Origin of the sequence: Chryseobacterium sp. MEBOG06, from assembly GCF_021869765.1 — a bacterium.
In the GTDB taxonomy this organism is placed as follows: Bacteria; Bacteroidota; Bacteroidia; order Flavobacteriales; family Weeksellaceae; genus Chryseobacterium.
Map to the genome: position 1 here is coordinate 1,629,034 of NZ_CP084580.1, position 13,351 is coordinate 1,642,384.

Below are 13,351 nucleotides of genomic sequence, written 5' to 3' on the forward strand. Positions count from 1 at the left end.
GGAATATTCCAGAGATTATTTCACCTCATTAATCTGTCTGATGATGTTGGTTTTATTTTCTATCCCAATATTAAAAGATTTACTTTTCTTAAAACTTTGGTTAGCTTTTTTCATAATGGTTTTATAATCAGTAGATTTTTTTGAAATGTAAAAAACCTGAGCACTTATTCCAATAGAAACCCGTGCAAAATCTTCCGGTTTGTCAGGGTCTTCTATAATATTAGTGATCGTAGAATTATTATACCAGGTTAAGTTCTGTGAACTTGAATTTCCGGAGCAGGATGCAATCATAAAAAATAGTAATAATAAGTATGATAAGGCTTTCATAAGGTAAATTATTAATTAAAAGCTCCTGCAACTGATCAATAATCAATGCAGGAGCTATATGAAAAAGAATTAAAATCCGCAATGTCCTACGCTAGGTGCAGGAGATGGTGAGCAGCCTGAAAGTGATGAGAAGGTAGTCAGAACACAATTCGTATTCACATAATTATTGTCATACAATAGAGAACCTGACGGGCTTCTGTAGTAAACATTTCCTGCTGTGTTAGCAAAGGATGAAACAGAAGTGGAACCGCAGGTAGAATTAGTACATGCACTTCTCCAAGCTGTGTCAGTCACAGGTCCGGTTGAAAATAATGAAGGATCTATTATCCTTTTTTCCACTACTCCTGAAGCATTTTTAAAGCTTACAAGTATGGCAACGTGATATACCCATGATACACAGCAGCTACCGGTAGAAGCTCTAAGATTTCCATATACAAACTGCTTTTCACAATCATACCCTGCATTGATCAGGATTTGTCTCATTTTATGAGCCCTTGCATAGCAGCCATCTACCGGATATTTGAACGTAATACATGGTGATGATGCTGTAGAAGTTCCGCATGACTGGTTTTTAATCTGTGCAAAAAGGCTGTTTAAAGTCGCAAGGTCCGGAATAACAGAAGCAAGTTTATTACTCTGTCCCTTCTCTGTTTTTTCCTCTTTTGTGAAAGCAGATTTGAAAAAACGGATATCTTCCTCTGTTGCTTTTTCTACTTTTGCAATTTCATTGGTATTGGATTTAAGGAAAATGTGAATTGGTGACTCATCTTTTACAGCCTGTTGAATCATGGAAATGTAGCTTTCATTTTCTTTGCTGTCCTTTATTTCATAAGGCTGTGCTGAAATAATAAATGAAACTTTGAACTTCCCGTTTTCTTTTTCTATCCCTACCGGAACAGTTCTTCCGAAGTCTTTCATGCCAATTTCAGAAGACTCCTTAGAGGTTAAATTTTGATCCTGACCAGCGCTCGAATCTGAGCAGGCATTGAATGACAGCATGGTCACGAATACCATCATGGATAAAAGGAATTTTTTCATAATTCTCATAGTTTGGTGGTTAATGGTGTTTTTAATGAACTTAAAAATTTAATAATAGTTCACTATTTTGTGATAATAAAAGTAGCAAAAATTAGAACACACGCAAATATTTTTTCATAAAATTTTAAATATCATTATTAAATTGGTAATAAAATGAAATTTTAAGGTAATGTCTTTAATTTTAAGATAAAAATATTTCTACGAATGTGGGAAGAAAAAAAGGTAAACATCAGATTAAAAGACTAATCCAAAGAAATAGAAGAAGAATGCCAGAGTGTATATAATTCTGATAGGCTGTCTGACATTCGTAAAAAGCTGAAATCAATGTGATATTGATTTTTTTTAGAATACGGTTAATAAATAAAAAATTCCCTATACATCAATAACAGGAATGTATAGGGAAAAGTTTTTTATATTGATTTGTAGATTAACTCAGCCTGAAAAACATCTGCAAAATGCTTTCTTATTTTCGCTTTAATATCTTCCATTTCTTCTGGTGCCAGCTCTCTTTCAAGCTCTCTCTTCAAAGAAGTTACCTGCTTATCTTTGATACCACATGGAATAATGTATTCGAAATACCTCATATCTGTATTTACATTCAAAGCAAAACCGTGTAGTGTCACCCATCGGGAAGCTTTTACACCCATTGCGCAGATCTTTCTGGCATAAGGCTTTCCTGGATCCAGCCAAACCCCGGTTTCTCCCTGTGAGCGCTCTCCTTTGAGGCCATATTCAGCAATTGTTCTGATAATCACTTCCTCCAGATTCCTCATATACAGATGGATATCGGTAAAGAAGTTTTCAAGATCAAGAACAGGATAACCCACAATCTGCCCGTAACCGTGGTACGTAATATCTCCGCCGCGATTGGTTTTTACATAGGTAGCTTCAAGCTCTTTCAGCTTATCAATACCGGCAAGCATATTTTCTTCATGTCCGCTTTTTCCTAAGGTATAAACATGTGGATGTTCCACCAAAAGAAAATGATTAGAAGTGGTAATGTGCTGCTCAGCAGGTAAATCCCTGTTTTTAATTTTAGTATCAATAATATTTTTCATCAGCATTTCCTGATATTCCCAGGCAGGCTGATATTCTTTGATTCCTAAATCTTCAAATTCTACGGCTTTATTCTGATTTGTATTCATTTCAATTTTTGATATACAAATTTAGTGAATTTTACCCTTTTATGGAATGGATAAAATCTATAGCAGTCTTCTTCCAGTCTTTATCCTGTAATAATATATTGACAAAAGCTGTTCCGATAATTCCTCCATCGGCTTTTTCGGTTACATTTTCAAAATCTTCTCTTGACTTGATTCCAAAGCCAATCATCACAGGGTTTTTAAGAGGAAGAGCAGCTAATCTGTTCAGGTAATTTTCATTTTTCAAAACAGCATTTTCATTTCCTGTAGTAGAGGAAGAGCTTACAGCATACAAAAACCCCGAACTTAAAGAATCAAGATACAAAATTCTTTCATCAGAGGTTTCCGGAGTAATAAGAAACGTAAAATTAAGATTATACTTTTTTAAAACCTGCTGGTAATTTTTTTCAAATTCAATTGGAGGAAGATCAGGAAGGATCAATCCTGAAACACCGCTTTCGGAACAGGCTTTACAAAATTTTTCAAATCCAAAGCTTAGAACAGGATTGATATAGCCCATTAAAATGATGGGAATTTTTATTTTGTCTTTAATTGTTTTTAACTGAGAAAGAAGCTTTTCTATTGTCATTCCGTTCTGCAAAGCCAGCTCGTGCGCTTTCTGAATAACAGGTCCGTCCGCTACCGGATCAGAATAAGGCATTCCAATCTCAATCATATCTGCTCCGGAATCCTGAATAAGCTCTATAATATCAGCCGTATTATCCAATTGCGGAACACCTGCTGTAAAGTATATGTTTAGTTTTTTCATGTTTTTTTCTTTTATTGTATTAAAGTATCATGTACTGTGTAAAATGTAAAAAGTATAATGATAAATTAGAAATACATAGTACATTTACATCCGACATTTTACAGATTTTTCAAATACGTCTCCATATCCTTATCACCTCGTCCGCTCAGGCAAATGACTATAATATCATTTTCACTGAATTTCTTTTTATCCAGAACCGCGAGTGCATGAGAGCTTTCCAATGCAGGAATAATCCCTTCCAGTTTTGTCAGTTCGAATGCACATTTTAAAGCTTCATCATCATTGATACTGAAAAATTCTGCACGGTTTTCTTTGAATAGATGTGCATGAAAAGGCCCGATTCCAGGATAATCCAGTCCTGCTGAAATAGAATGGGGCTCAATAACTTGCCCGTCCGCTGTTTGCATCACAAGGCTTTTGCTTCCGTGAAGCACTCCCAGAGTGCCCAGAAATGTGGTGGCAGCAGATTTTCCTGAATGTACTCCCAAGCCACCGGCTTCAGCGGCAATGATCTTCACTTCTTTTTCATCCACAAAATGATAAAAAGTTCCTGCAGCATTACTTCCTCCGCCTACACAAGCGATCACATAGTCAGGATTTTCCCTTCCTATCTTTTCTTTTAGCTGTTCTTTGATCTCCTTTGAAATAATACTTTGAAATCTTGCTACAAGATCAGGGAACGGGTGAGGGCCTACCACACTTCCGATCACATAATGAGTGGTCACAGGATTATTAATCCAGTCTCTTAACGCTTCATTCACAGCATCTTTTAATGTTTTAGAGCCTGAGGTGGCTGCAATAACTTCTGCTCCCAGCATTTTCATTCTGGCAACATTAGGAGCCTGTCTCTGAATGTCTACTTCTCCCATATAGACAATACATTCAAGACCAAGCAGGGCACATGCTGTAGCGGTAGCAACCCCATGCTGTCCTGCTCCGGTTTCTGCAATAATCCTGGTTTTGCCAAGACGCTTTGCCAACAGAACCTGCCCCAAAGCATTATTGATTTTATGAGCTCCCGTATGATTGAGGTCTTCTCTTTTTAAATAAATTTGAGTGTTGTATTTCTTACTTAGATTTTTAGCAAAATAAAGAGGAGTGGCCCTTCCCACATAATTGGTAAGCAAATCCTGGTATTCATTCTGAAAATCTTGAGACTCTATGATGTCAAGGTAGTTTTTTTGAAGTTCTTCTACATTCGGATACAGCATTTCGGGGATGAAAGCTCCTCCAAATTCTCCATAATATCCATTTTCATCGGGGTTTTTATAATTCATTTCTTTATTCTTTAGTGATTAAATAAGCATTGTTTTGATCGCTCAGCTGACTGAGCAGTTCTTTTCTTTTTTCTGAAACATGAAAAATTAAAATATCATCATCTTCAGAATTGATCCATTCAGAATCTATACTTTCTTTGATGGCTTTAGCCTTGTCATATAAGAGTTCAATACTGCATTTTTCATAAAACGGGCGGAGTTCCTTATGACAGAACCCTAAAGTTTCAATATTTTCCCGGACCACATGCTGCCGGAACAGCTCAACAAGTTTTGCTCCGTATCCTTTTTTCTTATATGCAGAAACAAGTCCTACAGCTTCTGCAAACGATAGTTTTTCTCCTGATATTTCCAGGGCAAAATCAAAATTAAGACGGATAAGTGCCAGTATATTTTCATGAAGATCCAGCAGTAAGTGAAACTCAGATTTGTTGAAAAACATACGGAAATAATCTGGCTTCATGGTGTCCCAGGAAGAGATATTCCATAACTTTAAGATATGCTCTGTCTCGATTTCCGTTAAGTCTTTTGCCTGTTTGATCTGATATTTCACAGTAGAGGATGTGGGAGTCTTTATGGGGAATGAAGCTATGAGTTTTTCTATTCTGCTGGTATCTTTATTACCAGGTTCTGTTTCAAATTTTGAATTGATATCCAGAGCAAATGGTTTCTGCTTGAGATGTTCAATATTTCCAATGTTTTCTTCTGAAATACCGCCGCTCAGGAAATAGGGAAGTGGGATTTCAAAATCATTTAACAAGGTCCAGTCGAATTGCTTTCCCGTTCCTCCGAAGGCTTTGCTGTCTGTGTCGAAAAGGTAGTAGCTGATAGGCTGAGGATGGTCAGTTTCTGATTGATTTTTAAAAATCTGTATTATTCTATTTTTGCCCTCTGCAGTATTACTGCCGATTCTTATGACTTTAATGATTTTAATTTCAGGCTTTAATTTTTCTCTTAATTCAATAATAAAATCATTACTTTCATCACCATGAAGCTGAATAAAATGGAGTTCGGCTTTTTCAGCGATCTCTACTATTTTATTAATTTCTTCATTTACAAAAACACCTGTTTTCCCATGATGGTCGATCTTTGAAATGTCTTCTAAAGTCAAATGATTCAGAACATATCTCGGAGATTTTTCATAGAAAATAAAACCAAGAAAGCTGACTTTCATTGCGATAAGATCCTCAATCTGGTTCAGTTTCGTTAAACCACATACTTTGAGATGATAAGGGAGGCTTCGGTTGGCAGGTTGTGCGTTCATATTGTGTGAAAGTTAAACGTTCTGTAACATTTTGAAAGATTGATCATTCATTCTCAATTTTAATTTTCAGATTAGCACATTTTCAGATTTGTTTGGTAAACTCTTCAAATGCTTTGGCAGGATCTGTGTTTTTCATGAAATATTCTCCCATCAGGAAGCTGTCGAATCCCTGTTCTTTTAAATAATTAAAATCCTCAAGGTTATAAATACCACTTTCAGCAACTGACAGAATATCTTTTGGAAGAAGATTTTTTAGTCTGACAGAATGCTGAAGATCTACTTTGAAATCTTTTAGATTCCTGTTGTTAATTCCGACAAGATCTACGTTTGAATTGCAGTGTTTCAGTTCCTCTTCAGTATGGATTTCCAATAAAACCTCCATATTAAGCTCATGGGCCAGATCCGTAAATTCCTGAACCTGATTGACCGAAAGACAGGAAGCAATAAGTAAAACAACATCAGCTCCGATACTTTTTGCCTCATAAAACTGATATTCATCAATCATAAAATCTTTTCGCAAAACCGGAATGTTGATCTGATTTCTTACACTCAGAATATCATCAAATTTTCCTCCAAAGAAATCCTTATCCGTTAAAATGGAAATTCCGCTGGCACCAGACTTTTCATAAGCTGAAACGACCTCTAATGGCTGTGCATTGTTATTGATGATGCCTTTAGATGGTGACTGCCTTTTAAACTCAGCAATAATTCCATTTTTATTCTTAACCGATTCTTTCAGGGAATAGGTTTTTCTTTCAAAAAACTCAGCGTCCTTTAACTGCTCAATGGAAGAAATGATTTTTGCCGCAGCTACTTCTTCTTTTTTTCGTTCAATAATTTTATCCAGTATAGTCATTTGTTTGTGTTAAGGTTTTTGAGTTGAAAATTGAAAGTTGAGAATTGAGAGTTACTAAAGCCCGTAAGCTATCTAAGTTTTCCATTTTCATTTTCAATTTTCAATTTTCAATTTCTCATTGTTCGTTTTCAACTTTCTTAGTTAATCAAAAGTTCAAAACTGTTCAGTGCTTTTCCGCTTTTCAGACTTTCCTTAGCTAATAGAAGACAGTTTTCATAAGTCCCGAATTTTTGGGTGTGGTGAAGTGCTACAGAAGCGTTGGCCAAAACCACAGAATTTTGCTGTTCGGTACCATTGCCTTCAAGAATATTTCTAAATATTTTCGCAGTTTCCTGGATGCTATTTCCTGCTTTAATATCTTCCAATGTCACCGGATTGAAACCCAGATCTTCGGCAGAATAAATTTCCTCACCGCTCTTGGTAATTACCTTACTGTCATGGGTCAGACTTATTTCATCATAACCATCCAGACCATGTACAAGAATAAATTCGGGATCCTCTTTTTGCAGGAGATACTGATAGATTCTTGCAATTTCCAGATTGTAAACTCCTATCATGGAAAATTGAGGTTTTACAGGATTTACCAATGGACCTAAGAGATTGAAAAACGTTCTTAATCCCAGTGATTTTCTCAACACTCCAACCGATTGTAAGGCAGGGTGGAAGTAAGGAGCGTGCAAAAAGCAGATGTTAGCCCTCTCAAGGTCTTCATTAAGCTGATCAGAATTATTTTTGAACTCATAGCCCAGCTCTTCCAGAACGTTGGACGAACCTGTGGTGGTGGAAGCCCCGTAATTGCCATGTTTTGTTACCTTCTGTCCTGCTCCGGCCACCACAAAGCTGGCCAATGTAGAGATATTGATTGTATTTTTTCCGTCACCTCCCGTTCCTACAATATCCATTGCATCCCGGGCATCAATATCAACAGAAACAGCCATCTGCAGTAATGCTTCTCTAAAGCCTTCCAGCTCTTTCAGGGTGATATTCCGCATCAGGAAAACGCTGATAAAAGCGGTTACTTCTGCAGCATTGAATTTATTCTGTGCAATTTCAATCATCATCGCTTTTGCTTCGGGTTTTGACAAAGTATGATGGTTGAAAAGGTATTGTAATATTTCTTTCATTTGGGGAACTTTTATTGATGATGGGATTTCTGTTGTTTTCATTGTAGAAGAAAGTTTTTAATAATGACTTCTCCTTCAGGGGTCAAGATACTTTCGGGATGAAACTGTACGCCATGTACATCGTAGGTTTTATGCTGTAAAGCCATAATCATTCCGTCTTTATCTATGGCTGTGATCTCGAGTTCTTCAGGGAAATCTGCTGTATTGACGGCCCAGCTGTGGTATCTTCCCACCTCAAGGCCTGACCTTAGATCTCTGAAAAGTTTTGTATTTTCTTTTACCAGCTCTGTGGTAGTAGCTACCCCATGAAAAATCTCCGACAGGTTGATAAGGCTGCCTCCAAAGGCTTCCGCAATAGCCTGCTGTCCAAGGCATACTCCAAGAATACTTTTTGTAGGTGCATATTTTTTGATTAAATCTAATAATATTCCTGCTTCTTCAGGAATTCCGGGGCCGGGAGATAAGATTATTTTGTCATACTGATCTACTTCTTCCAGAGTTATTTTATCATTTCTCACCACATCTACTTTCTGATTCAGAATCCTTTCAATGATCTGAACAAGATTATAGGTAAAGCTGTCATAATTATCAAAAACAAGAACTTTAGGCTGTGCTGGCTGAGTGTTTATAGTGTTGTCCATTTTTTATTTTTTTATTTGTTGGTGTTGGTTTGTAAAATTGTATGTTTCCTGTTTGAAATTTTCAATTCTCAACTAACTTCTCCGCTTTTTCTACCGCTTTTTTCAGCGCATTCAATTTATTATTCACTTCCTGTAATTCACTTTCAGGAACAGATTTTGCAACAAGGCCTGCTCCTGCCTGATAATAGAGGGTATTGTTCTTGCTTAAAAAAGTTCTGATCATAATGGCTTGATTACAAGTTCCGTTTAACCCTATCATTCCTATGCAGCCTCCATAATATCCGCGGGAATCTTTTTCATACTGGTTAATTAATTGAAGAGCTTTATGTTTAGGGGCTCCGCTTAAAGTACCCTGAGGGAAAGTTGCAGACACCATTTCCAGAGGGTTGATTTCTTCCGGCAGTTCTGCTGTTACTTCACTTACCATATGGATGACATGGGAGAAAAGCTGTATTTCTTTAAGCTTCGTAACCGTTACATTTTTTCCAAGCTTTCCAAGATCATTTCTTGCAAGGTCTACAAGCATAGTATGTTCCGCATTTTCTTTGGGATCAGCTTTTAAAGCTTCAATTGACTCCAGGTCGGTTTCAAAATTTCCGGTTCTTTTCGCTGTTCCCGCAATCGGATGGATTGTGGCTTTGTTGTCTTTGATAATCAATTGGCTCTCAGGACTTGATCCGAATAGTTTATAACTTCCGTAATCAAAATAAAAAAGATAAGGTGAAGGGTTGATGTTCCTTAACGCACGGTATACATTAAACTCGTCTCCTTTGAATTTCTGCTCAAACCTTCTGCTTAGCACCAGTTGAAATACGTCCCCACGCATACAGTGTTTCTGAGCTGTTTTTACAAGTTCAATATACTCTTCACTGGTAATATTTGAAGTTTCCTGGCCGTTTTTTTCAAAAGGGTAGACTGGTGTATTTTGATTTTTGATGAGGTTTTCCAGCAGATGAAGTTCAGATTTTATTCCGTGAATCTGATTTTCAATAATATGCATTTCATCATTAAAATGATTGATGGCAATCACATATTGATATAATCTATATCTTAATATAGGAATCTCCACTTCCGGGCTTTGGGTTTTAAATTCCACATTTTCGAAGAACTGTACAGCTTCAAAACTGGTATAACCAAAAAGACTTTGAGCAGTTTGTTCTATAGGATCATTGGTCTTCTCACATTCAAAGGTTTTGCGGAACTCTTCAAATATATCAATGATATCACGTTCTATAATAAACTGCTTTACCGGGGCAGAATGCGGCATTTTTACTTCAAATTCAGTAAGGCTTTTTACTTCAATTCCGGCAATAGCATTGATGGCGATAAAGGAAAAGTTGTTGTCAATACTCTTTGAATCAGAGCTTTCCAGGAGAATTGTGTCACGGAATTTATCTCGGATTTTAAGATAGATATTCATGGGAGTATGAAGATCACCCAGTGTTTTTTTTGAAACGGTTTTTATTTTGATTGTATCAGTAAACATCTGCTGTTTTATTTTTTAAGATTAAGGAATAAAAAAAAGACTTCAACGGAATCCGTCAAAGTCTATATATTGTTTATTTTAATTATTTCTGCTGTACAGTTAACAACATGACAATACTTCCAGACCCGACGAAGAGTTTGAAAGCCACCACCAAATATTGTTGCTCATGTTAAACATGTTACAAAAGTAGAAATTTTTTTAATACAAAGAATAAAAAAAATCAGAAAATAAAGAAAACTTAATATAAGAGCTTGTTATTTAAGCTGTTTGAGCTCATGTTTCAATTCTTTGATTTTTTCTTTGTAAGTTTCATTATCATATTCTTTTACATACTCTTCCAATGCGGCTATATATTCTTCAATGAATTCCTTATTCGTTTTGTCTGCCTCATACTTGGTTTTTGCGGAATTAACGGGAGCTAGTTTTTCATATTCTAATAAAATTTTTCCTTCTGTGGACTGATCATAAAGAATGACAATGTTTTTTTCATACCCTGGAATATATTTTATGGGAAGATCCTTTTGACTGGGGATTCTGATTGAATTTCTGATAGGATAAATAGAGGCAGTTGTAGTGGAAAAAAAGGTCGTCGTGTATTTTCCGTCCTGTTTCTTTACAATAGCTTCATAATCATGAATATATGATTCGTTCAACGTGGAGTTGGTTTCAATATCTGAGGTGATAATAGCAGTACTTTCAACACCATAGGTGTTAAGAAACCAGGCGTTTAAAAACTGTCCGCAAAATCCATTCAAAACTGCCAAAGGAATGATAGGAATCAGAAATAATGCTTTTTTGGTAACATAAGAGAGTAATCCAAAGAATAAAAAGAGCAGTATCAAAGTATAAAAACCATGATGACTCGTAAAAAACAGAATTTTTGAAAGTAAAATCATCTTTAAATTTACTATTATCTTTTAATATGATGTTGTTTTAATCGCTTAGTTGACAAAAGAATTTAATGTCTTTGCGAACTTAGCATTAAAAAATAGATCAGTGTATCGGTTCTGATAGTGGGATATCAGGAGATCCACAATAGAAGACAATCAGGGTGGCTCCTTTCTCTCCCGTTTTACCTCTATGAGCCGTATTAACCATCTCGGGAAGCACCTGTCCTTTTTTTATCAATTGTGTTTTACCATCTTCTTTTCTTTCGATCTGAATTTCACCTTTTTCTACATAAGCTGCGTTGATAACAGGGTGCTTGTGCCAGTCCAAAGCCGTATTGGGGGGAATAGCAATTTTAAGCACTGAAATCTCTGGCTGTCCGGTGGGATAGCTTTCATAAAGACTTCCGTCCCATGATTTTGTGGTTTTCAGTAATATTGCAGATTCTACTTTATCAGAATAGGAGGATGTTTGAGGATCTGATGAATCCTCGCAGGATAGAATGAGGGATACAAAAGAACCAATTAAGGCCATTTTTAATAAATTTTTTGTGATCATAAGTTTTTAATTAAGAATACTATTTTTTTTGTTTGGATGATTGGTAACACAAAAGTAATAAGCTTATTTAAAATTCCCTATATTTTGAATTAATTTTTTTATAACAATCAATTTAGCCTGATTATTAAAATTTCTTTCAAAGAAAACATTTGTCATAAGTTTAAAACTTTATTTTTTATATTTTTGCTTCCAAATTAGAAAACAATGAAAAAAGTATTAGCAATTGCATTTATCGGAGGTTTATTAGTCGTAAACTGTTCTAAAAAAGTAGATCACTCTTTACAAGACAGCAACACAATGCTTGAAGAGCCAACAACAGCTACTGTTGCAGACTCTACAGCTAAACCTGCTGCTGCTCCAGCTGCTGCAACTCCGGCTACCCCTGCTCCTGAAGCTGCTAAAACAGATTCTACAGCAAAAAAATAATGAAAAAAATATTTTTGGCAGGTGCATTGGGCTTTCTGATGTTTTCCTGTTCTAAAAAAGAAAATACAGCAGAAGTGGCTGTATCCTCTGAAAATGCTACCGTTTCAGAGCCGGCAAAATCTAATCTTTCAGGTGACCAGATCATGGAAACATTAGACTGCTCCGGATGCCACTCTCTGAATGAGAGAATGATAGGACCTTCTTACAAAGAAATAGCAGGCAAATATTCTGAAAAAGATACAGAACTGCTGGCTTCCAAGATTATAGAAGGCGGAAGTGGAGTTTGGGGAGGTGTCCCAATGGCTGCCCATCCACAGGTATCTAAAGAAGATGCTAAAAAAATGGTAGAATATATTTTAAGCCAGAAGAAATAAAATATGTCTGCTGAAAAATCCAGTCTGCACACAAGAAATCTGCATCGTAATCCCTATGATTTTGATCAGCTTATTTCTTGTGTGCCGGAACTGAAACACTATGTCTTTGTGAATGCGTATCAGACGCGGACCATTAATTTCAGTATTCCTCAGGCTGTTAAGCTGCTTAACAAAGCCTTACTCTTACATTTCTACAATATTAAAAATTGGGATATTCCTGATGCCAACCTTTGTCCTCCCATTCCGGGAAGGGCAGATTACGTACATTATATTGCCGATCTTTTAGCAGAATCCTTTGGTGAAATTCCTTCAGGGTCTTCAGTAAAAGGCTTAGATATTGGGGTAGGGGCGAATCTTGTTTATCCTTTGATCGCACACCGTTCTTATGGATGGAAGATGACAGGAACTGATGTTAATGAAGATTCTTTGAAAAATGCACAGCACATTTTAGATCAGAATCCAGACTTAGAGCCGGTTATCCAATTAAAATATCAGCCTGACTCAGGTCACCTATTCAAAAATATAATGGGTGCTGATGATCGGTTTACATTTTCCATGTGTAATCCTCCCTTTCATGATTCTGAAGAATCAGCCGTAAAAGGAAATATCAGAAAAACGAAGAATCTCAAAAAATCAAAATCCAGACAACCGCTCCTTAATTTTGGGGGACAACAGTCAGAATTGTGGTGTGATGGTGGTGAAATCGCATTTATTACAAAAATGATCCACGAAAGTTCTCTATACTCATCACAGGTTCTTTGGTTTACCTGTCTGGTTTCTAAAAAAGATAACCTACCCAAGCTAACAGCGCTGATAAAGAAACTAAAAGCTGATTTCAAAATTATTGATATGGTGCAGGGGCAAAAAGTAAGCAGAATACTTGTGTGGACGTTTATCCCTCAACAGAACCGAAGGGGTTGGGTATCCAAGTAATAATTTCTATTCCTTTTTAGCAGCTTATCCCGCTATTCACTCATACTCCTCACGCCTAAGCCAAACGCCAGAGGGTGTTGCGGGGTAACCGTTGCTATCGGGGCTAGGATTATAATAGATACTAGATATTGCTATTAAATATCCCTATTTGTTTTATCTGAAAGTAGAGTAGGCCTTAATGCGTACCAATATATCAGTAAATCTATCAGCTTTAGCTTACACCTTATTATCTTTGATAATTATTACTGTTT

General features: G+C 36.3%; 15 protein-coding genes and 1 pseudogene. 3 read left to right on the forward strand and 13 right to left on the reverse strand.

Translation table 11 applies throughout. The features are described from left to right. Positions 1-15: 15 nt before the first annotated feature. From LF887_RS07540 to LF887_RS07600, 13 genes and pseudogenes are all read right to left on the reverse strand, one after another. The gene (locus tag LF887_RS07540) at positions 16-327 is read right to left on the reverse strand and encodes a hypothetical protein (RefSeq protein ID WP_236858420.1); all 312 of its coding nucleotides are present in this window, start codon (positions 325-327) and stop codon (positions 16-18) included. A 69-nt stretch (positions 328-396) separates the two neighbouring features. Further along, positions 397-1,365, reverse strand: coding sequence for a protein-glutamine glutaminase (locus tag LF887_RS07545; protein WP_236858421.1), 969 nt, complete (start codon positions 1,363-1,365; stop codon positions 397-399). A gap of 410 nt (positions 1,366-1,775) precedes the next feature. Further along, on the reverse strand, positions 1,776-2,510 hold the full coding sequence (gene lipB, locus LF887_RS07550; protein WP_236858422.1) for a lipoyl(octanoyl) transferase LipB: 735 nt from the start codon (positions 2,508-2,510) through the stop codon (positions 1,776-1,778). A 31-nt stretch (positions 2,511-2,541) separates the two neighbouring features. Beyond that, positions 2,542-3,291 carry a tryptophan synthase subunit alpha gene (gene trpA, locus LF887_RS07555; RefSeq protein ID WP_262912547.1) on the reverse strand — a complete coding sequence of 250 codons (750 nt, stop codon included), beginning with the start codon at positions 3,289-3,291 and terminating at the stop codon, positions 2,542-2,544. Between the two features lie 83 nt (positions 3,292-3,374). After that, entirely contained in the window at positions 3,375-4,553 is a 1,179-nt protein-coding gene (gene trpB / locus LF887_RS07560; protein WP_236858424.1) for a tryptophan synthase subunit beta, read from the reverse strand. 4 nt (positions 4,554-4,557) lie between these two features. Next, complete coding sequence (locus LF887_RS24390; protein ID WP_262912548.1) at positions 4,558-5,103, reverse strand: GNAT family N-acetyltransferase; 546 nt, start codon at positions 5,101-5,103, stop codon at positions 4,558-4,560. A 42-nt stretch (positions 5,104-5,145) separates the two neighbouring features. Continuing rightward, positions 5,146-5,814: pseudogene (locus LF887_RS24395) on the reverse strand (phosphoribosylanthranilate isomerase); the annotation flags it as partial. An 82-nt stretch (positions 5,815-5,896) separates the two neighbouring features. After that, positions 5,897-6,670 carry an indole-3-glycerol phosphate synthase TrpC gene (gene trpC / locus LF887_RS07575; RefSeq protein ID WP_236858425.1) on the reverse strand — a complete coding sequence of 258 codons (774 nt, stop codon included), beginning with the start codon at positions 6,668-6,670 and terminating at the stop codon, positions 5,897-5,899. A gap of 137 nt (positions 6,671-6,807) precedes the next feature. Beyond that, entirely contained in the window at positions 6,808-7,794 is a 987-nt protein-coding gene (gene trpD / locus LF887_RS07580; protein ID WP_236859482.1) for an anthranilate phosphoribosyltransferase, read from the reverse strand. A gap of 38 nt (positions 7,795-7,832) precedes the next feature. After that, positions 7,833-8,435, reverse strand: coding sequence for an anthranilate synthase component II (locus LF887_RS07585; protein ID WP_236858426.1), 603 nt, complete (start codon positions 8,433-8,435; stop codon positions 7,833-7,835). Between the two features lie 61 nt (positions 8,436-8,496). Then, positions 8,497-9,921 (reverse strand): anthranilate synthase component I family protein, encoded by a 1,425-nt coding sequence (locus LF887_RS07590; protein ID WP_236858427.1) that lies wholly within the window; start codon positions 9,919-9,921, stop codon positions 8,497-8,499. Between the two features lie 254 nt (positions 9,922-10,175). Further along, a complete protein-coding gene (locus LF887_RS07595) occupies positions 10,176-10,817 on the reverse strand; it encodes a hypothetical protein (protein ID WP_236858428.1) in 642 nt (213 codons plus the stop codon). A 97-nt stretch (positions 10,818-10,914) separates the two neighbouring features. After that, positions 10,915-11,367 (reverse strand): cupin domain-containing protein, encoded by a 453-nt coding sequence (locus tag LF887_RS07600; protein WP_236858429.1) that lies wholly within the window; start codon positions 11,365-11,367, stop codon positions 10,915-10,917. Between the two features lie 204 nt (positions 11,368-11,571). Here LF887_RS07600 and LF887_RS07605 point away from each other — a divergent pair, with 204 nt between their 5' ends. Genes LF887_RS07605 through rlmF form a run of 3 tightly spaced genes read left to right on the forward strand, consistent with a single transcriptional unit; the run spans position 11,572 to position 13,100 of the window. Further along, the gene (locus LF887_RS07605; RefSeq protein WP_236858430.1) at positions 11,572-11,793 is read left to right on the forward strand and encodes a hypothetical protein; all 222 of its coding nucleotides are present in this window, start codon (positions 11,572-11,574) and stop codon (positions 11,791-11,793) included. Beyond that, positions 11,793-12,167: a c-type cytochrome gene (locus LF887_RS07610; RefSeq protein ID WP_236858431.1), complete on the forward strand. Its 375-nt coding sequence runs from the start codon at positions 11,793-11,795 to the stop codon at positions 12,165-12,167. The genes LF887_RS07605 and LF887_RS07610 overlap by 1 nt, the downstream gene beginning before the upstream one ends. 3 nt (positions 12,168-12,170) lie before the next feature. Continuing rightward, positions 12,171-13,100 carry a 23S rRNA (adenine(1618)-N(6))-methyltransferase RlmF gene (rlmF, locus tag LF887_RS07615; protein ID WP_236858432.1) on the forward strand — a complete coding sequence of 310 codons (930 nt, stop codon included), beginning with the start codon at positions 12,171-12,173 and terminating at the stop codon, positions 13,098-13,100. Positions 13,101-13,351: the final 251 nt, after the last annotated feature.